This window comes from Klebsiella sp. YJ, assembly GCF_002108615.1.
GTDB classification, from domain to species: domain Bacteria; phylum Pseudomonadota; class Gammaproteobacteria; order Enterobacterales; family Enterobacteriaceae; genus Klebsiella; species Klebsiella planticola.
The window spans coordinates 1-21,483 of the sequence record NZ_MTEG01000043.1 but is presented as its reverse complement, the minus strand read 5'-3'; the positions used below and the strand labels follow the sequence as shown (position 1 = coordinate 21,483).

The 21,483-nt window shown below is 56.7% G+C and carries 20 protein-coding genes; 14 read left to right on the top strand and 6 right to left on the bottom strand.

Going from position 1 to position 21,483, the window contains the following annotated elements; translation table 11 throughout:
- The first annotated feature begins 7 nt into the window (after window positions 1–7).
- The 8 genes from BV390_RS27825 to BV390_RS27795 all read left to right on the top strand — a co-directional run bounded on the left by BV390_RS27825 (window position 8) and on the right by BV390_RS27795 (window position 7,503).
- Window positions 8–1,114, top strand: a complete 1,107-nt coding sequence (locus BV390_RS27825; RefSeq protein ID WP_049265907.1) for a branched-chain amino acid ABC transporter permease — start codon at window positions 8–10, stop codon at window positions 1,112–1,114.
- Complete coding sequence (locus BV390_RS27820; RefSeq protein WP_032689098.1) at window positions 1,111–1,878, top strand: ABC transporter ATP-binding protein; 768 nt, start codon at window positions 1,111–1,113, stop codon at window positions 1,876–1,878. Before BV390_RS27825 ends, BV390_RS27820 begins: the two co-directional genes overlap by 4 nt.
- On the top strand, window positions 1,871–2,590 hold the full coding sequence (locus BV390_RS27815) for an ABC transporter ATP-binding protein (RefSeq protein ID WP_064384205.1): 720 nt from the start codon (window positions 1,871–1,873) through the stop codon (window positions 2,588–2,590). The genes BV390_RS27820 and BV390_RS27815 overlap by 8 nt, the downstream gene beginning before the upstream one ends.
- A 25-nt stretch (window positions 2,591–2,615) precedes the next feature.
- Entirely contained in the window at window positions 2,616–3,773 is a 1,158-nt protein-coding gene (locus BV390_RS27810; RefSeq protein WP_064384206.1) for a branched-chain amino acid ABC transporter substrate-binding protein, read from the top strand.
- A 17-nt stretch (window positions 3,774–3,790) separates the two neighbouring features.
- On the top strand, window positions 3,791–4,273 hold the full coding sequence (locus BV390_RS27805; RefSeq protein ID WP_032689103.1) for an L-2-amino-thiazoline-4-carboxylic acid hydrolase: 483 nt from the start codon (window positions 3,791–3,793) through the stop codon (window positions 4,271–4,273).
- Complete coding sequence (locus tag BV390_RS27800; RefSeq protein WP_085397569.1) at window positions 4,270–5,442, top strand: Zn-dependent hydrolase; 1,173 nt, start codon at window positions 4,270–4,272, stop codon at window positions 5,440–5,442. The genes BV390_RS27805 and BV390_RS27800 overlap by 4 nt, the downstream gene beginning before the upstream one ends.
- Window positions 5,443–5,805: 363 nt before the next feature.
- On the top strand, window positions 5,806–5,976 hold the full coding sequence (locus BV390_RS31705; protein WP_227517258.1) for a hypothetical protein: 171 nt from the start codon (window positions 5,806–5,808) through the stop codon (window positions 5,974–5,976).
- A gap of 96 nt (window positions 5,977–6,072) precedes the next feature.
- Entirely contained in the window at window positions 6,073–7,503 is a 1,431-nt protein-coding gene (locus BV390_RS27795; protein WP_227517257.1) for a GGDEF domain-containing protein, read from the top strand.
- A 100-nt stretch (window positions 7,504–7,603) separates the two neighbouring features.
- Here BV390_RS27795 and BV390_RS27790 read toward each other — a convergent pair whose 3' ends face one another.
- From BV390_RS27790 to BV390_RS27765, 6 genes are all read right to left on the bottom strand, one after another.
- Window positions 7,604–8,626, bottom strand: a complete 1,023-nt coding sequence (locus tag BV390_RS27790) for an ABC transporter permease (RefSeq protein WP_172619965.1) — start codon at window positions 8,624–8,626, stop codon at window positions 7,604–7,606.
- A gap of 19 nt (window positions 8,627–8,645) precedes the next feature.
- Entirely contained in the window at window positions 8,646–10,130 is a 1,485-nt protein-coding gene (locus BV390_RS27785; protein ID WP_032689108.1) for a sugar ABC transporter ATP-binding protein, read from the bottom strand.
- Between the two features lie 33 nt (window positions 10,131–10,163).
- Window positions 10,164–11,087 (bottom strand): sugar ABC transporter substrate-binding protein, encoded by a 924-nt coding sequence (locus BV390_RS27780; protein WP_004858977.1) that lies wholly within the window; start codon window positions 11,085–11,087, stop codon window positions 10,164–10,166.
- Window positions 11,088–11,850: 763 nt separating this feature from the next.
- On the bottom strand, window positions 11,851–12,264 hold the full coding sequence (locus BV390_RS27775; RefSeq protein ID WP_032689111.1) for a DNA breaking-rejoining protein: 414 nt from the start codon (window positions 12,262–12,264) through the stop codon (window positions 11,851–11,853).
- A 62-nt stretch (window positions 12,265–12,326) separates the two neighbouring features.
- Complete coding sequence (locus BV390_RS27770; RefSeq protein ID WP_032696486.1) at window positions 12,327–13,286, bottom strand: LysR substrate-binding domain-containing protein; 960 nt, start codon at window positions 13,284–13,286, stop codon at window positions 12,327–12,329.
- Between the two features lie 156 nt (window positions 13,287–13,442).
- Entirely contained in the window at window positions 13,443–13,937 is a 495-nt protein-coding gene (locus tag BV390_RS27765; RefSeq protein WP_032689114.1) for a DUF1097 domain-containing protein, read from the bottom strand.
- A gap of 257 nt (window positions 13,938–14,194) precedes the next feature.
- Between BV390_RS27765 and BV390_RS27760 the strand changes: the two genes are divergently transcribed.
- The 6 genes from BV390_RS27760 to BV390_RS27735 all read left to right on the top strand — a co-directional run bounded on the left by BV390_RS27760 (window position 14,195) and on the right by BV390_RS27735 (window position 21,129).
- A complete protein-coding gene (locus tag BV390_RS27760; RefSeq protein WP_085397568.1) occupies window positions 14,195–14,800 on the top strand; it encodes an ankyrin repeat domain-containing protein in 606 nt (201 codons plus the stop codon).
- Window positions 14,801–14,839: 39 nt separating this feature from the next.
- Window positions 14,840–15,703: an oxamate carbamoyltransferase subunit AllH family protein gene (locus tag BV390_RS27755; protein ID WP_085397567.1), complete on the top strand. Its 864-nt coding sequence runs from the start codon at window positions 14,840–14,842 to the stop codon at window positions 15,701–15,703.
- A complete protein-coding gene (fdrA, locus tag BV390_RS27750; protein WP_047664272.1) occupies window positions 15,693–17,240 on the top strand; it encodes an acyl-CoA synthetase FdrA in 1,548 nt (515 codons plus the stop codon). The genes BV390_RS27755 and fdrA overlap by 11 nt, the downstream gene beginning before the upstream one ends.
- On the top strand, window positions 17,240–18,658 hold the full coding sequence (locus BV390_RS27745) for a YlbE family protein (RefSeq protein WP_047664270.1): 1,419 nt from the start codon (window positions 17,240–17,242) through the stop codon (window positions 18,656–18,658). Before fdrA ends, BV390_RS27745 begins: the two co-directional genes overlap by 1 nt.
- Window positions 18,659–18,758: 100 nt before the next feature.
- Window positions 18,759–19,709, top strand: a complete 951-nt coding sequence (locus BV390_RS27740) for a carbamate kinase family protein (RefSeq protein WP_032700637.1) — start codon at window positions 18,759–18,761, stop codon at window positions 19,707–19,709.
- Between the two features lie 31 nt (window positions 19,710–19,740).
- Window positions 19,741–21,129 (top strand): amidohydrolase family protein, encoded by a 1,389-nt coding sequence (locus tag BV390_RS27735; RefSeq protein WP_032700638.1) that lies wholly within the window; start codon window positions 19,741–19,743, stop codon window positions 21,127–21,129.
- The last annotated feature ends 354 nt before the right edge of the window (window positions 21,130–21,483 follow it).

Genomic DNA, 21,483 nt, shown 5'->3' with positions numbered 1-21,483 from the left:
AAACATGATGACAACAGCACAACTCGATACGCCCGTCGTCTCCCGCCGCTTCTGGTCCGGGATGACGCTGTTCGTCTGCGCACTGCTGGTAGCGCCGATGGTCGCCAGCCAGCTCGGCGGCAACTACTGGGTGCGGGTCATCGACTTCGCCCTGCTCTACATCATGCTGGCGCTGGGGCTGAATATCGTGGTCGGCTACACCGGTCTGCTGGATATGGGCTTTATCGCTTTTTACGCCGTCGGCGCGTATCTGGCGGCGCTTTTGGCCTCACCGCATCTGCTGGAGGTATTCCCGATTTTAAATAGCTGGTTCCCGGACGGCCTGCACACCTCATGGCTGGTGATTATTCCGCTCGCTGCGCTGGTGGCGGCGGGCTGCGGTATCGTACTGGGCGCGCCAACGCTGAAGCTGCGCGGCGACTATCTGGCGATTGTCACTCTCGGGTTCGGCGAAATTATCCGCATCCTGATGCGTAACCTCGACCGTCCGGTCAACATCACCAACGGCGCAAAAGGCATTTCCGGGGTCGATTCGCTGAATCTGTTCGGGCTGAAATTTAGCGGCGTCTATCACTGGTTTGGTTTTAAAATCCCGGCGCTGTGGCTGTGGTACTACCTGCTGATGCTGGTGATTGTGGCGATTATTTTCGTCTGCCTGCGGCTACAGCATTCACGCATTGGCCGGGCCTGGCACGCCATCCGCGAGGACGAAGACGTCGCCCGCGCGATGGGCATCAACCTGCGTAACTACAAACTGCTGGCTTTCGCTATCGGCGCTTCATTCGGCGGCGTGGCGGGGGCGCTGTTCGGCGCATTTCAGGGCTTCGTTTCACCGGAATCCTTCACGCTACAGGAGTCAATTGCGGTACTGGCGATGGTGGTGCTCGGCGGCATGGGCCATATCCCCGGTGTGATCCTCGGCGCGGTGCTGCTGACCGCGCTGCCGGAGCTGCTGCGCAGCCAGGCGGCGCCGCTGCAGCAGGCGCTGTTTGGCGAAGTGCTGATTGACCCGGAAGTGCTGCGCCAGCTGTTCTACGGCCTGGCGCTGGTGCTGGTTATGCTGCTGCGCCCTCAGGGGATCTGGCCCGCACGTCATCAGGGAGTCAAAGCATGAGCCTGTTAAGCGTACGCCACATGTCAAAGCGCTTTGGCGGCCTGACGGCGGTCGATAACGTCTCGCTGACCATTAACGAAGGTGAAATCTATGGCCTGATCGGCCCCAACGGCGCGGGGAAAACCACCTGCTTTAACCTGATTACCGGGCTTTACCCGGCGGACAGCGGCGAGTTCGCTATCGCCGGCCAGCCCTATTTCCCGAAAAATATCGAGAAGGTCACCGCCGCCGGCATCGCCCGTACCTTCCAGAACGTGCGGCTGTTTAACGACATGTCGGTGCTGGAGAACGTGATGGTCGGCCGCCACGTACGCACCCGCAACGGTCTGTGGGCCGCGCTTACCCGGCATAAACGCGCCCGCGCCGAAGAGGCGCAGACCCGCGAGCTGGCGTGGCACTGGCTGGACTATACCGGCATTGCGCAGTTCGCCCACTACCGCGCCTGCGACCTCGCTTACGGCCACCAGCGGCGACTGGAGATTGCCCGCGCGCTGGCTACCGATCCGCGCCTGCTGGCGCTGGATGAACCGGCGGCCGGGATGAACGCCGCCGAGAAGATGGCCCTTGGCGAACTGCTGCTGCGCATTCGCGATGATGGCAAGACGCTGCTGATGATTGAGCACGACGTCAAGCTGGTGATGGGGATTTGCGATCGCCTGATGGTGCTGGATTACGGCAAAACATTAACCAGCGGCACGCCGGAAACCGTACGCCGCGATCCGGCGGTGATCGCCGCCTGGCTGGGAGGAAACACCCATGTCTGATCTGTTAACCGTGACCGGCCTCAGCGTGCACTACGGCGGCATCCAGGCGGTACGCGACGTCTCATTCAGCGTGCAAGCGGGTGAGCAGGCGACTTTGATCGGCGCCAACGGCGCAGGCAAAAGCTCCACCGTCCGCGCCATTACCGGGCTGGAACCCTTTAGCGGCGAGATTCTTTTCAACGGTAAAGCGGTACGTCGACGCAAAGCGGAGTCGCTGCTGCGCGAAGGGCTGGTGATGGTACCGGAAGGCCGCGGCATCTTTACCCGCATGACGGTGCTGGAAAACCTGCAGATGGGCGCCTGGCTGCGTCGCGATAGCGCGGCGGTCCGGCAGGAGATGGAGGAAATCTTCGCCAACTTCCCGCGCCTGGCGGAACGGCAGCATCAGTTGGCCGGGCTGCTCTCCGGCGGCGAACAGCAGCTGCTGGCGCTGAACCGCGCCCTCCTCAGCCAGCCGCGCCTGCTGATCCTCGACGAGCCCTCGATGGGCCTGGCGCCGCTAATGGTCGAGAACGTTTTTCGCGTGATCGCCACGCTCCGTCAGCGCGGCGTGGCGCTGCTGCTGATTGAGCAGAACGCGCGCCTGGCGCTGGAGGCCACCGACAGCGCGTGGGTGATGGACAGCGGCAGTATTGTGGAACGTGGCGCCTCGCAGGCGCTGCTGGCCGACGACCGTATCGCACAGATTTATTTGGGCGAAGTGCCCGCTTAACACTAACCAGCATCAGGGAAAAACAATGAAAACAGTCAAAATCAGTGCCCTCAGCGCCGCTATTGTGCTCAGCGGCTTTGCCTCATCCGCCGCATGGTCTGCGGCCAGCGAAACCGTGATTATCGGCCTGGCGGGTCCGCTGACCGGCCCTTCTGCGCGTATCGGCAAGGACCTCGAAAACGGCGCGCAGCTGGCGATTGACGATATCAACAAGCAGCACCCGACCATCGGCGGCAAGGCGGTAACCTTTAAGCTGCAATCGGAAGACGACCAGTCCGACCCGCGTACCGCCGTTGCCGTCGCTCAGCGTCTGGTGGATAGCGGCGTCGCCGGCGTCGTCGGCCACTGGAACACCGGCACCAGCATTCCCGCAGCACGGGTTTACCACGATGCGGGCATCGCCCAGGTCGCGCCGGTCGCCACCGGGCACGCCTATACCAGACAGGGCTTCGACACCAGCTTCCGCGTGATGGGCCACGACGATGACGGCGGCCAGTTTGCCGGACAGTATGCGGTACAAACCCTGAAAGCGAAACGCATCGCGGTTATCGATGACCGTACCGCCTTTGGTCAGGGGCTGGCGGACGAGTTTATTAAGTCGCTGGACGCACAGGGGATCAAAATCGTCGACCGCCAGTACGTCGATGATAAAACCGTCGACTTCAGCGCCGTGCTGACCGCGATCCGCAGTAAAAATGCCGATCTGATCTTCTTCGGCGGCGTCGACAGCCAGGCGGCTCCGCTGGCGCGGCGCATCAAACAGCTGGGTATGAACGCCACCCTGATGGGCGCCGGCGGTTTTGTCAGCCAGACCTTCCTGCAGCTGGCGCAGAAAGAGGGTAACGGCGTGGTGGCGCTGGAGCCGGGACTGCCGGTCGAACAGATGCCGGGCGGTAAAGCCTTTGAGCAGGCCTACCAGGCGCGCTATCACACCCATATCGAGCTGCATGCCCCGTTCGCCTATGACGCTACCCGCGTGCTGGTGGCGGCGATGGAAAAAGCTGACTCCGTCGATCCGGCCGACTATCTGCCCGCCCTGCGCGCCATTAACTACGCCGGCGTCACCGGACAAATCGCCTTTGATAAAGAGGGCAACCTGAAATCGCCAACCTTTACCGTTTACAAAGTCGTCAACGGCAAATGGCAGCCGCAAACCGTACTCGGCGGCGCAACAACGAAGTAACGCAGTGAGGCAATGTGATGAGTGATAATAATGAGCTGGGCATTCTCGCCCGCCGCAAAATTGAAGCCGAAATTATTAAGCCGATTTATGACATCCTGGTGCGCGAAATAGGTAAAGCTCGCGCCCAGGCGGTCATCGGCGAAGCCATTGAAAACGCTGCGATTGAGGCGGGAAAAGCCTTTGCCAGCAAAGAGCCGGACGGCGCGAACATCCAGAGCTTCGTCGCCCTGCAATACCTGTGGGAAAAAGATAACGCCCTCGAGGTCAAGGTGCTGGACGCCGATGACCAGCAGTATAACTACAACGTCAACCGCTGCCGCTACGCCGAGATGTACCACGAGATGGGCCTCGGCGAAATTGGCCACCTGCTCTCCTGCGCCCGCGACGACAAGTTTATCGTCGGCTACGCGCCGGAGGTAGAGCTGACCCGCACCACCACTATTATGGAGGGCGGAAAGTGCTGCGACTTCCGCTATCGCGTGAAGAAGGACAAGTCATGATAGCCATCAACGCTGAACGTCTGTGGTCAACTCTTAACGAGATGGCGAGGATAGGGGCAACGCCGGCCGGCGGTGTCACCCGGCTGACGCTGAGCGACGAGGACCGCCAGGCGCGCGACCTGCTGCGCCAGTGGGCGCAGGAAGCCGGTTTTCCCTGCGAAGTCGATAGCATGGGCAATATGTTTATCCGCCGCGCCGGAAAAAATCCGCAGCTGGCCCCGGTATTGACCGGTTCGCACGTCGATTCTCAGCCGCTCGGCGGCCGCTATGACGGGATTTACGGCGTGCTCGCCGGGCTGGAGGCGCTACGCACGCTGAATGAACGCGGCATTGAGACCGAGCGCGATATCGTGCTGGTCAACTGGACCAATGAAGAGGGGGCGCGCTTCGCCCCGGCGATGCTGGCATCCGGCGTGTGGGCCGGGCAGTTCAGCGAAGCTTTCGCGCTGACCCGCGAAGATCGCGACGGCATCAGCGTCGGCGCGGCGCTGGAGGCCATCGGCTACCGCGGCGATCGTCCGACGGCCGCATTCCCGGTTCATGCCTGTTATGAGGTCCATATCGAACAGGGGCCGATTCTGGAAGAAGAAGGGGTTGATATCGGCCTCGTCCACGCGGCAATGGGCCAGCGCTGGTTCAACGTCGCGCTGGAGGGTTTTTCCGCCCACGCCGGCACCACGCCGATGGGCAGCCGTCGCGATGCGTTGACCGCTTTCGCCGAACTGGCGCTGGCGGTGGAGCAAATCGGCATCGCTCATCATCCCGACGGACGGGCGACCATCGGCATGGTGCAGGTGATACCGGGATCGCGCAACGTGGTGCCGGGTCGCGTCGAATGCAGCGTGGAATTCCGCCATCCGCAGAGCAGCGCGCTGGAGGCGATGGAGCAGGCATTGCATCGCGCCGCGGCCGAACTGGCCGGGCGCGGCGTCCCGGCCGAAGTTGAACGGATTTTTGACTACGCCCCGATCGCTTTCGACGCGCAGTGTCTGGCGCGCAGCGAGCGGGCGGTTCAGACGCTCGGCTACAGCGCCAGACGCATGGTCTCCGGCGCCGGGCATGATACCTGCTATATCAGCAAGGTCGCGCCCGCCAGCATGATTTTCATCCCCTGCGAGAAGGGAATTAGCCATAACGAGGCGGAGAATATTCTGCCCACCTGGGCATAAAAAGGGGCGAACGTGCTGCTGCATAGCGTACTGCTCGCCGCCGGAGAAAAGTAAGCGCCCTTCTGTCGGTCGTTCTGGCGCCGCGCGGCGCCAGAACGACCGCTCACCGCCGTAACGGTCTGCCTGCCCCCTCCCGGAAAAGAGGGAACAACAGGAATAAACAAATTAAAACAATATCTTACACTATTTAACCGCGCCGACAAAAAGCCATTTTCTTCTGGATTATCTGCTAAAATCAGCCAACAGATCGCATACAGCAGGCAAATATGCGGACATAACGGCATCGAATTCCGTTATATTTCAGTTCAATTCCACTCAATGATTTTCGAATCGCTTCTTTTTACTGCTGACGCCAGGGGACGTGTGAAAACGAAAAAGAGATCCTCAGCATCGTCTAATATTCTCCGCTATATCTGGGGATCCGCGCTGGCGACGATTTTTTTAACCACCATTCTCTCCTTCTGGCTGCTTTCCGGCTCATGGGAAACGTGGAAAAGCGCGTATAACAATGTTATCCAGTTCGATATTTTCTAGCGGGTACTACAGGTCTCTAATGACCTGGCCGGTGAGCGCGCCTTCGTTAACGAGCTGATATTAAGTTCACCTGAGGATAAAGAGTCGCGCTGGCAGGTGCTGGTCGCTCATCGCGACATCACCGATCGTGACATGCAGAAGATCCCGAAAAACCTACTCTCTCCGGCGCTGATGAGCGAAATGATGCAGCAGCTGGATCATTCCCGGCGCGTTGCCAACGGCTTTCGTACCGAGGTGCTGAGCGACCCGAAGCTCGCCGACCAGGCGACTCACGATATGGTAGTGGCAACGGATTTCTATCATAAGGCGCTGTTCAAGCGCACCAATGAGTTTCTGCTGCTGCAGCCCAGTGCGCTGGGGCCCATTCTGCGCGCGCTGGCGTTGGGCGAGTTGCGCGATGCTGCGGGCCGACTCGGTCCGCAGGTGCTGATTCCGCTGGCCACACACACGCCGATACCGCAAGCCAACCGGGAAGGATTGATTCGCGGTATCGAACGGATTAATACCGCGTGGTGGCTGCTGCAAACGCAAGGAGATGAGGTCGCCTGGCTTCCCCACTTCCAGAGAACGCTGGAAAACACGCGCCGGGACTTTGAACACCAGGGGATTGCGCTAATCAATCGGTTAAGCGCGGAGAGCGACAGCGGTAAGCCCTACAGCGTGAGCGCCGAACAGTTTGCCGTCGCCTATCACGCCAGCCTCGGTTCGTTTGACAATCTCCTGAACACCTATATGACCGGAGTTAAGGAGCACTACACTGCCGTTGAACATCGGGCCTTAAAGAATTTCCTGTTACGGCTGGTCGTGCTTGGGCTGGTGTATGCCCTGACCATTGCGCTGATTTTCTATATTCGCTCTCGCGTTTTACGCCCGATTGTGCGCTTAAATGAGCTCGCCGCGGCGCTAATTGCCGGAAAACAGCTCCATGTCCAAATCGATGACGATACGGCAGAAGAGGTGCAGGGCCTGTTTTCATCCCTGGGTACCCTCGGGAAAAAGCTCCGTGAAGATGCCCGCATCAGCCGCCAGTATCAGCGCCAGTCGGAAGAGGATCCGCTGACCCATCTGTTTAATCGCCGGGCATTTAGCACCCGGGCTGATGCGCTATTAAGTCAGTCCAGCGAGGCGCTTCCGGCCTGGTTAGTGATGCTCGACGTTGACCGCTTTAAGTCGATAAATGATAACTGGGGACACCCAATGGGTGACGAGGTGCTGGTTGCCCTTGCCAAAACCCTGAACAGGTTGAGCCGTCCGGAAGATGTGGTAGGCCGCCTCGGCGGAGAAGAGTTCGCGGTCCTGTTTCTGGCCGCTTCGTCAGACGAAGTCGCCAGCTATACCGCACGGATTCAGCAGGAAATCCGCAAGCTGACCTTCCATACGACTGGCGATATCACCTTTAAGATCACCGCCAGTTTCGGGGTATCCAAAGGCTGGCAGTGCCCGCTGCCGGAGCTGATGTCGCGGGCCGATAGCGAGCTGTATCACGCCAAGAACAGCGGGCGTGACCGGATTTGCGGTCTCTCCTGAGTTCACCGGCGCCAGCGTACCTTGCCATTTTCATCATGCTGTCGTTTAACAGCGCGAAGAGATAACCCTGATATCGCTTCAGGGTTATCTCTTCATTCGCTTAGTGCTTCTTACGGTTACGGCGCATGTCTATCGTCACCGCCGCAACAATAATAATCCCTTTGATAATATCCTGAACGTAAGCATCGACGCCGACGAAGGTGAAGCCGCTTTTGATTAAGCCGAGGATCATCGCACCAATCAGGGTGCCGGTGATGCGGCCGACGCCGCCCATCAGGCTGCTGCCGCCGATAACGGCCGCTGCGATAGCGTCCAGTTCGTAGGACATCCCCATACTGGACTGCCCGCTGCTGACGCGCGCCGCCAGCACAACCCCGGCCAGCCCCGACAGCGCGCCGGCGATGGTGTAGACGATAACCAGATACTTATTCACATTGATGCCGGACACTTTTGCCGAGGTCATGTTGCCGCCGATGGCGTAAACATATTTCCCGTAGCGGGTGTGTTTCAGCGCAATGTGAAACAGAGCGGCAATCACGAAGAAAATAATCACCGGCATCGCCCCCTGACCAATCGACGTAAAGCTGTCGGACAAGAAGCTGATGGGATTTCCCTGGGTGTAATATTGCGCCAGGCCGCGGGCGGAGACCATCATCCCGAGGGTGGCGATAAACGGCGGGATCCCGGTACGGGTGACCAAAAAGCCGTTGGTTAATCCGCAGATCAGCCCGACGCCAATTCCGGCGCAAATGGGAATGACCGCCGGCAGGTTAACCAGCGACGGGAACATCGGCGACAGGCTATCCGAGGTTTGCGCCAGGCTTGCCGCTACCACCGCGGCAAGGGCAATGACCGATCCGGAGGAGAGGTCAATCCCGGTGGTGATAATGACCTGCGTGACGCCGACGGCGATAATCCCGATAATGGCGACCTGCAGGACAATCAACACCAGGCGGTTAGTGTTCATCAGGAAAGACTGGTCGCGGACAAACCAGCCGGCAATTTCAAATGTCAGGGCGATGACCACCATAACAATAAAGATACCGGTATCTTTCGGTAATTTATGCCGTAAATTACCGAAGAAAGAGGATCGCTCATTTGCAGCTGTTGCGGTCAGTTTCATATTGCTCATTCTCTACACCTCAGTGGGATGCCAACGACAAAATGGTTTCCTGATCGGCCTCGTCTTTGTCGAGGATGCCGGTAATACGTCCTTCGTGCATGACCATAACGCGATCGCTCATGCCCAGAATTTCCGGCAGTTCAGAAGAGACCATAATCACTGCGACGCCACGGTTCGCCAGTTCGCTAATCAGATGATAAATTTCAGCCTTCGCCCCCACGTCAATCCCGCGAGTTGGCTCATCAAGAATTAATATTTTGGGCTGCGCTAAAAGCCAGCGGGCAATTAAGACCTTTTGCTGATTACCGCCGCTCAGGTTATTAATAATCTGATCCATGGTCGGGGTTTTAATATTCAGGCGTCGGATCTGTTCCATACAGTCTTCCGCCATCTTCATATGTTTGACAAACCCGCTCTTGCCGATATATTCCGGCATATTGACGATGCTCATGTTTTCCATCACCGAAAGCACGAGGAACAGTCCGGACTTTTTGCGGTCTTCGGTCAGCAGCGCCATCCCTTTTTCGATGGCCACGGAAGGCGAGTCGATCGTCACCGGCTGGCCGTCAATCAGGACTTCGCCACTGTCAAAGCGCTCCATCCCGAACAGGCTCTCCATCACTTCGCTGCGCCCGGCGCCGACCAGGCCCGCAACGCCGAGAATTTCACCGCGACGGACGCTGAAATTCACCTCCTCGAAATAGCCTTTGCGCGACAGATTGCGGACCGTCAACACCTCTTCGCCAATCGTATTATTGAATTTCGGGAACAGCTGAGTTAATTCGCGGCCCACCATCTGGGTAATAAGCGACTGACGAGTAAATTCGCCCGTCTGCCGACTGCCCACCCAGGTCCCGTCGCGAAAGACGCTAATTTCATCGGTAATCGCGAAAATCTCATCCATCTTGTGGCTGATATAAATAATGGCTTTACCCTGCTCGCGTAAATCGCGAATGATGGTGAACAGGTGAGCCACTTCACTTTCCGTCAGCGCCGAGGTGGGTTCATCCATAATGACAATATCCGCGTTCCACGATACCGCTTTGGCTATTTCCACCATTTGCTGGGCGGCAATGCTAAGATCGCCCACCAGGCGGTCGGCGGATAAACGGATATTCAGTTTATTGAGCAGTGTCTGAGTCTGGCGGGCCAACTGTCGATGGTCGACAAAGCCGTATTTCATCGGCTCGCGCCCCAGCCAGATATTTTCTGCCACCGTCATATGCGGCACCAGGTTCAGCTCCTGATGGATCATGGAGATCCCCGCGCGCAGCGCATCCATCGTATCCTGGAACTGCACCGGTTCGCCCTTCACCCGGATCGCGCCCTTATCGGGACGGTAAATCCCGATAAGGCACTTCATTAACGTCGACTTTCCCGCGCCATTTTCCCCCATCAAGGCGTGCACCGTCCCCGGGCGCACGCGTAATGAGACATTATCGAGCGCCTTCACGCCAGGAAAGAACTTACTGATACCTTCGGCTTCAAGTGCAAAAGCGTTCATACATCCCCCTCCGTACCGCTGAGCCAGAAATGATTATTTTTGATTACGGCTGACAAATTCAGACATATTCTCTTTGGTAATCAGCTGGTAAGGGACATCGATGACTTTTTCGACTTTTTCCCCGTTAGCCAGTTTGACGGCCGCATCCACCGCCCCTTCCCCCTGCCCTTTAGCATCCTGGAAAATGGTGGCGATCATCTTGCCGTTTTTCAGCATCTGCAGAGCGTCAGGGGTCCCATCGACACCGGCAATCAGAATGTGCTTCGGGTTGCTTCCCAGCGCCTGCAGCGCGCCAATCGCCATTTCATCGTTATTGGAGGCGATCGCCTGAATATCTTCCCCGCTGGTCATCCAGTTACTCACCACATCCACGGCATCGTTACGCATGAATTTCGCCGTCTGCTTCTGGACGATCTTGATATCCGGGTATTTCGCGACGACTTCTTCCACGCCTTTGGTGCGATCGCGGGTTGACTCGTTCGCCAGGTCACCCAGCAGAATCGCCACGTTGCCTTTGCCGTTCATCGCCTTCGCCAGCGCTTCCATCTGCAGACGGCCGGCCAGTACCGAATCCGAACCAACGTAGGCCATTTTGTCGGTCAGCGTAATCTGCGGGCGGCGGTTAACGAAGACCAGCGGAATGCCGGCTTTGGTCGCCTGATCGATAATCGGCTTCACGGCATTGGTATCGACCGGGTTGACGATGATGGCATCGACGCCCTGACCAATAAAGTTTTGCACCTGCTGCAGCTGCTGCGCGACATCACCCTTGGCATCCTCAACCTGCGATTTCACCCCCTCTTTTTGCATCTCTTTTTGCATGGCGGTACGCAGGATAGTCAGGAAGTTGTCGTCGAAAAGCGCCATGGAAACGCCGACGGAGAGATCTTTTGCCATCACCGCAGCGGGCAACATACAGACTAACAAAGAGGCAACAATCGTTTTCTTGATGTTCATAGTTGTTCCTTGGGGTTCAGTGATATGCCAGTTCATTGAGATGAAATGAAAAATTCATTTCGTAAATGCGTCTTGCTGCTAGCTGCCGGATCGCCAGCCAAAAGTCTCGCTTCTGACCGCGCTGTTTTTGCACATGTTTAGCAAAACCACCTAATCCAGTGGTTTTTTAGTGAATTATTAAAACAGCAGTTCATAAATCATACGATTTATCACCCGGTCAATTTCAGACGTTTTGTTTCATTAACAACTCATATGAAACTTTTATAATTAAATAACTGAAATGAAAATTTTAAAACCACCTGGTAACAGAACTTTGACAGATCTCTAACATTGCGGCATAAACGCGCAAAAAATGAGAGGCGCTCAGCAGTTTGCAGACAAGTCACCGGCCTGACGCTGGCAATCCGCCAGAGAAGATTTTCCGCCTTAAAAAGAGGGGGATTTGAAACGTCAGCGGCATTTTCCGACGTCTGAGATCGCGCGAGCGCTTGTTATTGCCCATGGTCGCGGCATGACGGGGGCGATAAAAGAGGCGCTAAAGGCCCGCCCGCAGAGGATGAAATATATTGCGGGCACGGGGCAGCATGGCGGGTGGATGACCAAAATCACATCCAGCACGATCGGATGAGGGGTGTTAATGGGGAGATGGTTGAAACCGGGTCATTGCACTCGGCCCCGGCCACCAAAACGCAAAATAGTGACAAAGGCCGCCCCTCACGTGGCCGCAGCATAACGTGAGAACGGCGGCTCTATACAGGCAAAGCTAGTCCGTGACTTTCAAAGCCAGCTCATAGGCACTGGTTTTTCCTTCATCGCGCGCGCCGCCCATCTGATACACGCGGACGGTATATTTTCCGTTGGTTGCCAGGCGCTGCTCAAAAGCACCTTCTGTCATCGAGCCATTAAAAATGGTTTCGTTCGCGGGGTTGATCACGTTGAAATAAGGATGAGGCCATTTGCTCTTCAGGGTGACGTGCATTAGCTGACCCGCTTTTGCCACCAGCGTGTAATCTTTCACATCGGCGCCGCTCAGGGCATTTGTAATGGTGGTTCCGCTGGTGCCTTTATCGAAATGAACCGGGATCGTGTTTATCTTATAACCCGCCATGACAGATAATGGTGCCAATAAACAACCTGCACAGATCAAGCTACCAACAATTAACTTTAAATTTTTCATTTAATTAACACCTTATGTTTTTATATCTGGTGTTATAGCACATAAGGTATTCCAGAAAAATTTCAGGAAATAGATTGAAACGATTTCACCGTCATCTCGCGATGAAGTAAATCACTATAGATAGCGGTTAATATCCCACCGGGGCGAAACTCTTTCTTTATCCACTGCGTCACCTGTCCACTGGCCGCGTGCTGGGTCGCCAGCAGCATTCCTGAATCCTGGCGAGGGTTATGAATCTGGCGGGTAATCAGCCGGTTTTCCGCCATGGCCTCACGAACCATATAATCCGGCAGAAAACCAATGCCTTCACCGAGGATCTGGCACTGGCATTTGGTATTAAAGTCCGGCACCAGAATCGCCTCCTGCCCGTGCAGTAACCAACCCACTTTCTTATTAATCGTGCTGGCGGTGTCCTCCACCATAATATTGGGGTAAAGCCGTAGCTGGCTTTCTGCTATCGGTTCCGGCATAAACGCCAGCGGATGATCCGGAGCAATGGCGAAGACCCAACGAATGGCGCCAATTTCAGTGTAGTCAATGCCGCCACCGTCGAGCAGCGTATCCGGTGCGCCAATCGCGATATTAGCCTGCTGATTAATCATCGAATCCCAGACGCCGTTATACACCTCCGTGGTAACGGTAATTTGGCAGGTTGGAAACTGTTTTTTGAGCACCTGCAACAGACGCGCCGTATGTCGCGGCGTATAAAGCAACTGGTTGATGCAGATACGGACCCGGGCCTCAATACCCTGGGCGATGGTATCGATGCTGCGCTTGATGGCGTGGAAATCATTGAGCAAATCCGTGGCCTTACGGAAAAGATAGTAGCCGGATTCCGTCAGCTCGATGCTACGGGTATTACGGGTAAACAGCACCACGTCCAGCCCCGTTTCCATGCGCTTGATGGTGTAGCTGATGGCTGATGTCGTTAGCCCCAGCTCGTCTGCGGCTTTGCTGAAACTACCAAAGCGCGCCGCCGTGGTAAACGCCAGCAGATTTTCTTCAGTAAAAATTGAGTTCATTCGCCCGCTCCTGCTTTCGTCAACCGCCCATTAGCCCTAACCTGCAATCGACTCTATTTCCTGTCCCTGTCATCGGGCAATCATTTTTGAATATCTTTTAACACCATGCGCAGGGTCCGCCCACGCGGGCCGCGAAATTCTCCGCGGCGCCATGGTTCAACGCGGGCTTTTTGAGGTTGCCTCGCTCAGTTTTCGACCGGTATATTCGGAAATCAGCCCTACGCCGTTGCCGGCCAAAAAACCCAGCAGCGTCACCGGCCAGTTCATCCCGGAGGCGAAAAACAGCGTCATGCCAAGAAAACCGCCGGGAATAAACGCGGTGAGGGAAAAGCGCCCTTGCCAGACAATCACCGCGGAGAACGGCACCGTGGTGATAACGCTGGCCCAGAAGGATGACATTCCGGTGGCCGCAGTAAGTCCACCCGCAGCCATTGCCGCCAGAAATGCCCAGACGACGCCGGTGTAGTTAACAAAAAGACTCTTCACAAACCCCTCTTTACCGCCGCCTGCCGCATAAAAACTGCAAAAGGCGACAAAGCCGATCGTGCCCAGCAATCCCCAGCTCGGATCAAGCCCAACCTGCGAGGAGATCAGCTGCCAGATCCCGGCACAAAGGCCGACAGTAATCCCCGTTGCGGTGAGTCCGTTCATCTCTTCCCCCTCGTGATATTGGTCGTGGAAATGGGTTTCGTTCGGGAACTATATAGAAATAATCCCTTCTTGAATTACGGGAAATCGCCTGCAAGAAACAAACATTGCACTGCCGCACAGTCTGCATCCATTATTAAAAAATATTCAACAATCAGTGGGGTTATCGCGAATAAAATTTAAGCGGGTTCTTTTATCTATTTTTGGTTGCTATGCTCAAGCCATCAAATAGTTTCAGCCGCAACAACAGGAGCAAGATGATGACCACGGAAAATATTAGTGCTGAATATCTTTTGGCCGCGGAGCAAGGTGACGTCGAACAATTAAAAGCCTGTTTAGCGCGCGGCGTCGATATTAATGTCAGCAATCGCCAGGGGCGAACCGCTATTACTCTGGCCAGCCTGAATAAACATTATGCCTGCGTTTCTGTACTCATTGCCGCTGGTGTCGATATTGATAAGCAGGACCAGACCTGTTTTAACCCGTTCTTACTGAGCTGCCTGAATAATGACGTCGAGCTGCTGCGCTTAATTTTGCCAGCTAAACCTGACCTTGCGCGTTTAAGCCGTTTCGGCGGCATCGGTCTGACGCCGGCCTGCGAAAAAGGCCATCTTGAGATCGTTAAAATTCTGCTGACCGAAACCGATATTAACGTCAACCACACCAACTTTGTCGGCTGGACACCGCTGCTGGAAGCGATTGTCTTAAACGACGGCGGCGCAACGCAGCAAGCGATCGTTAAGCTGCTGCTGAACCACGGCGCCAATCCACATATGACCGATAAATATGGCAAATCGCCGCTGGAACTGGCATGGGAGAAGGGCTTTGCTGAAATCGCCCACCTGCTGGTCGCCGCCGGTGCCTGAAGAAGGAGAATTGCCATCGACACCACCTCACGGCGGTGTGTGCAAGCGCTAACTGCGGATGAGAGCTTTCTCACTCAACGCGGCGGCGGACGGGTCGAGCAGGTCTTCTCGCGTGCGGTCAACCTGCTAGTCCCCGATAAGCCAGGGCTCCTGACGCTGCTGTGCGCCGCATATGACAACGCGCCCAACAGCTGTAGGTTAGCACTCACCTACTTTGACAACCTGTTCCGGCCAGGGGAAAGCGTCCGGTTCACCGATTCAGGGATTTACATTGGCCATGATAAATGGATAGACATCCACCGCTGTGAGCGCTGGCAAATGCCAGGGGCCGTATTAAGCGCGGCAGCATTTACCCGGATAGCCTGGCGACGATGGCAAAACATTATCATTGAGCAACTGCATGAGGACGACACGTTATTTCTTTATCGCGGTGACAATCCGTTTTATAAAGCGATGGGGCGAGAATTACAGCATCGACGGGAAATATTATTTAATGCGCTTCAGCAAAATAAAAACATCAGTGCCGCCATTGCTAATATGCTCGGCCTGGGTATTGGCCTGACGCCCTCGGCGGATGATTACCTGGTAGGACTTAGCGTTATTTTATTTATTCATGGACACCCGGCCAATCAATACCGGAATGAATTTTTAGCGGCGCTGCAATGTGCCAGGCATAACACCACGCCGCTCAGCGCGATTACGCTGGAGGCAGCGATTAATCAGCGCTATCGCGAAAGTATCGCCGGGTTGATAAATATCATAATTAATCAACCCACAATCTTTTCTATTGAGGCAATTGCCGATATTAAAAATATTGGCTCAAGTTCCGGCAGCGACATGCTATTGGGCATGGCGGATGCCTGCGCGCTGAGCCAAACGTATGGAGGGAATTATGTCAGTTAAAATAGTCGTGAAGAAGAATACCTATTTTGATTCCGTCTCATTAATGTCGATATCCACCCGCGCCAATAAGATCGACGGCGTAGAGCAGGCATTTGTAGCGATGGCGACCGAAATGAACAAAGGGGTTCTGCATAACCTGGGACTGCTGACGCCGCAGCTGGAAGCGGCGAAAAACGGCGACCTGATGATCGTCATAAATGGCAAAGACGGCGCCGATAACGAGCAAATTCTGGCCGAGATCGAAGCGCTATTTAGCAAAAAAGCGGAAAGCGGCCAGCACGAAGCGCGCTATGCCACCCTCGCCAGCGCTAAAAAGCATCTTCCGGACAGCAATATGGCGGTTATCTCAGTCAACGGTCTGTTCGCCGCCCGCGAAGCACGACAGGCGTTACAAAGCGGCCTCAACGTGATGCTGTTTTCCGATAACGTCTCTCTCGAGGACGAACTGGCGCTGAAACAGCTGGCCCACGAGAAAGGTCTGCTGCTGATGGGGCCAGACTGCGGGACCGCCATCATTAACGGCACCGGTCTGTGCTTCGCGAATGCGGTACGTCGCGGCAACATTGGTATTATCGGCGCCTCTGGCACCGGTAGCCAGGAGCTGAGCGTGCGTATTCACGAGTTCGGCGGCGGCGTATCGCAGCTCATCGGTACCGGCGGTCGCGACCTGAGTGAAAAAATCGGCGGCATGATGATGCTCGATGCCCTTCAGATGCTGGAAGCGGATCCGCAAACGGAAATTATCGCCCTCGTCTCCAAGCCGCCTGCCCCGACAGTGGCGAAAAAAGTGCTGGAGCGCGCCCGCGCCTGCCGTAAACCGGTGGTCGTGTGCTTCCTGGGCCGCGCCGAACCAGCGGCCGACGAGCAAGGTCTGCAGTTTGCCCGCGGCACCAGAGCAGCGGCGCTGAAGGCGGTACTGCTGAGCGGCGTTAAGCAAGAAAATCTCGATTTACCCCCGCTGAACCCGGCATTGATTGCTGACGTGCGTGCGCAGCTCGCACCGCAGCAGAAATACATTCGCGGCCTGTTCTGCGGCGGTACTCTGTGCGACGAAACCATGTTCGCCGTCCTGGAAAAACACGCCGAAGTTTACAGCAACATTCAGCCGGATCCGGCTTATCGCCTGAGCGATATCAACCACAGCATCAAGCACACCTTCCTCGATTTCGGCGATGACGACTTCACCAATGGTAAGCCACACCCGATGATCGACCCCACCAACCGCATCAGCCGCCTGCTGCAGGAAGCGCGCGATCCTGAGGTTGCGGTGATCGTGATGGACTTCGTGCTGGGCTTTGGCTCGCACGACGATCCGGTCGGTTCGACGATCGAGGCGATCAAAGAGGCAAAAGCCATTGCCGCCGCCGATGGCCGTCAGCTGACGATCCTCGCTTACGTTTTAGGCACCGATATCGATACGCCATCACGGGAACAACAGCGCCTGATGCTTAGCGAGGCAGGCGTCATTCTGGCCAACAGCAGTACCGAGACCGGCCTGCTGGCACGTGAACTTATCTGCAAAGGGGAGAACGCCTGATGAATCAGTCACTATTCAGCCAGCCGCTGAACGTTATTAACGTCGGGATCGCGATGTTCAGCGATGATCTGAAAAAACAGCATACGGCGGTGACTCAGCTCGACTGGACGCCGCCAGGCCAGGGCAATATGCGGGTGGTCAATGCCCTCGACGCGCTTGCCGATTCAGCGCTGGCGGAAAAAATCGCCGCCGCCAACCAGCAGGCGCTGGAACGCATTATCCAGTCGCATCCGGTGCTGACGGGCTTCGACCAGGCCATCAACGTGGTGCCTGGGATGACGGCAAAAACCATTCTCCACGCCGGGCCGCCGGTCACGTGGGAAAAGATGTGCGGGGCGATGAAAGGTGCGGTCACCGGCGCGCTGGTATTTGAAGGGCTGGCAAAAGATCTTGCTGATGCCGCCGAACTGGCCGCTTCTGGTGAAATCACCTTCTCACCATGCCACGAGCATGACTGCGTCGGGTCCATGGCCGGCGTCACCTCCGCCTCCATGTTTATGCATATTGTCGAGAACAAAACCTACGGCAACATCGCTTATACCAACATGAGCGAGCAGATGGCGAAGATCCTGCGCATGGGGGCGAACGACCAGAGCGTTATCGACCGTCTGAACTGGATGCGTGACGTCCAGGGACCGATGCTGCGCGACGCCATGAAGGTGATTGGCGAAATCGATCTGCGCCTGATGCTGGCGCAGGCCCTGCATATGGGCGATGAGTGCCACAACCGCAACAATGCCGGTACCACGCTACTGATCCAGGCGCTGACGCCGGGCATTATTCAGGCCGGCTATCCGGTCGAACAACAGCGTGAAGTCTTTGAGTTCGTCGCCAGCAGCGACTATTTCTCCGGCCCGACGTGGATGGCAATGTGTAAAGCCGCGATGGATGCCGCCCATGGCATTGAGTACAGCACCGTTGTTACCACCATGGCGCGTAATGGCGTCGAGTTTGGCCTGCGAGTCAGCGGCTTGCCGGGAGAGTGGTTCACCGGCCCGGCACAACAGGTTATTGGCCCGATGTTTGCCGGTTATAAGCCGGAGGATTCCGGTCTCGATATCGGCGATAGCGCGATTACCGAAACTTACGGCATTGGCGGGTTCGCTATGGCAACGGCGCCGGCCATCGTCGCACTGGTTGGCGGAACGGTGGACGAGGCCATCGATTTCTCCCGCCAGATGCGTGAGATCACCCTCGGTGAAAACCCGAACGTCACTATCCCGCTGCTCGGGTTTATGGGGGTACCGACCGCTATCGATATTACCCGCGTCGGCAGCAGCGGTATCCTGCCGGTGATCAATACCGCCATCGCCCACAAAGATGCAGGCATCGGTATGATCGGCGCCGGTATCGTCCACCCGCCGTTTGCCTGCTTTGAAAAGGCGATTTTGCGCTGGGTCGAACGTTACGGCGCTTAACAAAATCCCCGGCCGGCGGCGAAAGCGCCCTGGCCGGGCTGCCCGTGCAATAAATCGGATAACAATAACTCCATTACCTTCTGTACCGGGAACCTACACGATGAAAGAACTTGTGGTCGTTGCCATTGGCGGCAACAGTATCATCAAAGATAACGCCAGCCAGTCAATTGAACATCAGGCTGAAGCGGTGAAGGCCGTGGCGGATACGGTGCTGGCCATGCTGGCGTCGGACTACAATCTTGTCCTGACCCACGGCAACGGACCGCAGGTCGGGCTGGATTTACGCCGCGCTGAAATCGCTCATGAGTGCGAAGGTCTGCCGTTGACGCCGCTGGCCAACTGCGTTGCCGATACCCAGGGTGGAATCGGCTATCTGATTCAGCAGGCGTTAAATAACCGTCTGGCCCACCGCGGCGAACAAAAAGCGGTGACCGTCGTTACTCAGGTCGAAGTAGATAAAAATGACCCCGGCTTTACCCACCCGACGAAACCGATTGGCGCATTTTTTAGCGAAGCCCAGCGCGATGATCTCCGGCAGAGGCATCCGGACTGGCACTTTGTCGAAGATGCCGGGCGTGGCTATCGGCGGGTGGTCGCCTCGCCGGAGCCAAAGCGCATCGTGGAAGCCGAAGCTATTAAAGCGCTGACCCGGCAAGGGTTTGTGGTGATCGGCGCTGGCGGCGGCGGCATCCCGGTAGTCCGCAGCGCGCAGGGGGATTATCAGAGCGTTGATGCGGTGATTGATAAGGATCTCTCAACCGCGCTGCTGGCACGGGAAATTCACGCCGATATTCTGGCTATCACCACCGGCGTTGAAAAAGTGTGCATTCACTTTGGACAACCTCGGCAGCAGGCGCTGGGGACGGTCAATATCAGCGACATGACCCGCTATATGCAGGAAGGCCACTTTCCGGCCGGCAGCATGTTGCCCAAAATTGTCGCCAGCCTCGCGTTTTTAAAGCACGGCGGCAAGCGGGTGATTATCACCACCCCAGAGTGCTTACCCGCAGCGCTACGCGGGGAGACCGGCACCCATCTTGTGCACGACTGAGCAAATAAAGAACAAAGAAAAAGGAAGATCCATGAATAAAGACAATAGCCGTCGCGAATTTCTCAGCCAGAGCGGAAAAATGGTCACCGCCGCCGCCCTGTTTGCCGCCGCCGCTCCCGTCGTTTACGCCGGCGAGCGCTCGATATCCACGACGTCCTGCGACAACCACAAGGTCATCAGCCCCGACGACACGCACTACTATCTCGATAATGTCCTGCTGGAAAGCGGTTTTGAGTATGAAAATGGCGTCGTGGTACACACTCGCACCGAGCGGCAAACCCTCGAGATTGCCGACGGTAAAATCATCGCGCTACACAACAATCAGAGCCACCCTGATGCCTCCCTGCCCCGCTATGATGCCGGCGGTAAGCTGATGCTCCCGGCGATGCGCGATATGCATATCCATCTGGATAAAACCTTTTACGGCGGCCCGTGGCGTTCACTCAACCGTCCGGCGGGCACCACGATTCAGGACATGATTAAGCTTGAGCAGAAGCTGCTGCCTGAGCTCCAGCCGTATACCCGCCAGCATGCCGAAAAACTGATCGACCTGCTCCAGTCAAAAGGGTCAACGATAGCCCGCAGTCACTGCAATATCGAACCCACCTCCGGGTTGAAAAACCTCGAAAATCTGCAGGCGGTCCTGGCGCACCGCCAGCCGGGTTTCGCGTGCGAGATTGTCGCTTTTCCGCAGCACGGACTCCTGCTCTCAAAATCAGAACCGCTGGTACGTGAAGCGATGCAGGCCGGCGCGCACTACGTCGGTGGTCTCGACCCGACTAACGTTGATGGAGCGATGGAGAAATCCCTCGATACCCTGTTTCAGATAGCGCTGGATTATAACAAAGGGGTCGATATTCACCTGCACGAAACCAGCCCAGCGGGCGTCGCGGCGATAAACTATATGGTGGAGACCGTAGAGAAAACCCCGGCGCTAAAAGGCAAGCTGACTATCAGCCATGCTTTTGCGCTGGCGACATTGAACGAACAGCAGGTTGATGCCATTGCCAGCCGCATGGCGGCCCAGCAAATCACCATCGCCTCCACCGTGCCGATCGGTACCTTGCACATGCCGCTGCAGCAGCTGCGGGATCAAGGGGTATTTGTAATGACCGGCACCGACAGTGTGATTGACCATTGGTCGCCATACGGCCTGGGCGACATGCTGGAAAAAGCCAATCTCTACGCCCAGCTCTATATCCGCCCCAACGAACAGACCCTTTCGCGTTCGCTGGCAATTGCCACCGGCAACGTACTGCCGCTCAACGATAAAGGCCAGCGCGTCTGGCCGAAAGAGCAGGATGAGGCCAGCTTTGTGCTGGTCGATGCCTCCTGCTCCGCCGAAGCGGTGGCACGCATTTCACCGCGTACCGCGACCTTCCACAAAGGCAAGATGGTGTGGGGCAGCGTCGGCGCCTGAGCATGAGATAATCCCCCCCGGCAAAGCGGCGCTTTTGCCCGGCGGCGCTACGCTTGCACGGGCCTACAGACCAAATGTGGTCGGTAGGCCAAATGCGATCGGTAAGCCGAATACGGTCGGTAGGCTGAATGCAGGCAATAGGCCGAATGTGGGCGGCAGGACGAATATGGTCAGTAGGCCGGGTAAGGCGCAGTGCTTTCGCCCGGCGGCGCTACGCTTGCACGGGCCTACAGGCCAAATGTGGTCAGTAGGCCAAATGCGATCGGTAAGCCGAATACGGTCGGTAGGCTGAATGCAGGCAATAGGCCGAATGTGGGCGGCAGGACGAATACGTTCAGCAGGCCGGGTAAGGCG

Excerpts from the sequence above, each read along its gene's own strand:
- BV390_RS27825 (WP_049265907.1), top strand. The coding sequence starts at position 8 with ATGACAACAGCACAACTCGATACGCCCGTCGTCTCCCGCCGCTTCTGG.
- BV390_RS27820 (WP_032689098.1), top strand. The coding sequence starts at position 1,111 with ATGAGCCTGTTAAGCGTACGCCACATGTCAAAGCGCTTTGGCGGCCTG.
- BV390_RS27815 (WP_064384205.1), top strand. The coding sequence starts at position 1,871 with ATGTCTGATCTGTTAACCGTGACCGGCCTCAGCGTGCACTACGGCGGC.
- BV390_RS27810 (WP_064384206.1), top strand. The coding sequence starts at position 2,616 with ATGAAAACAGTCAAAATCAGTGCCCTCAGCGCCGCTATTGTGCTCAGC.
- BV390_RS27805 (WP_032689103.1), top strand. The coding sequence starts at position 3,791 with ATGAGTGATAATAATGAGCTGGGCATTCTCGCCCGCCGCAAAATTGAA.
- BV390_RS27800 (WP_085397569.1), top strand. The coding sequence starts at position 4,270 with ATGATAGCCATCAACGCTGAACGTCTGTGGTCAACTCTTAACGAGATG.
- BV390_RS27790 (WP_172619965.1), bottom strand. The coding sequence starts at position 8,626 with ATGAAACTGACCGCAACAGCTGCAAATGAGCGATCCTCTTTCTTCGGT.
- BV390_RS27785 (WP_032689108.1), bottom strand. The coding sequence starts at position 10,130 with ATGAACGCTTTTGCACTTGAAGCCGAAGGTATCAGTAAGTTCTTTCCT.
- BV390_RS27780 (WP_004858977.1), bottom strand. The coding sequence starts at position 11,087 with ATGAACATCAAGAAAACGATTGTTGCCTCTTTGTTAGTCTGTATGTTG.
- BV390_RS27775 (WP_032689111.1), bottom strand. The coding sequence starts at position 12,264 with ATGAAAAATTTAAAGTTAATTGTTGGTAGCTTGATCTGTGCAGGTTGT.
- BV390_RS27770 (WP_032696486.1), bottom strand. The coding sequence starts at position 13,286 with ATGAACTCAATTTTTACTGAAGAAAATCTGCTGGCGTTTACCACGGCG.
- BV390_RS27765 (WP_032689114.1), bottom strand. The coding sequence starts at position 13,937 with ATGAACGGACTCACCGCAACGGGGATTACTGTCGGCCTTTGTGCCGGG.
- BV390_RS27760 (WP_085397568.1), top strand. The coding sequence starts at position 14,195 with ATGACCACGGAAAATATTAGTGCTGAATATCTTTTGGCCGCGGAGCAA.
- fdrA (WP_047664272.1), top strand. The coding sequence starts at position 15,693 with ATGTCAGTTAAAATAGTCGTGAAGAAGAATACCTATTTTGATTCCGTC.
- BV390_RS27745 (WP_047664270.1), top strand. The coding sequence starts at position 17,240 with ATGAATCAGTCACTATTCAGCCAGCCGCTGAACGTTATTAACGTCGGG.
- BV390_RS27740 (WP_032700637.1), top strand. The coding sequence starts at position 18,759 with ATGAAAGAACTTGTGGTCGTTGCCATTGGCGGCAACAGTATCATCAAA.
- BV390_RS27735 (WP_032700638.1), top strand. The coding sequence starts at position 19,741 with ATGAATAAAGACAATAGCCGTCGCGAATTTCTCAGCCAGAGCGGAAAA.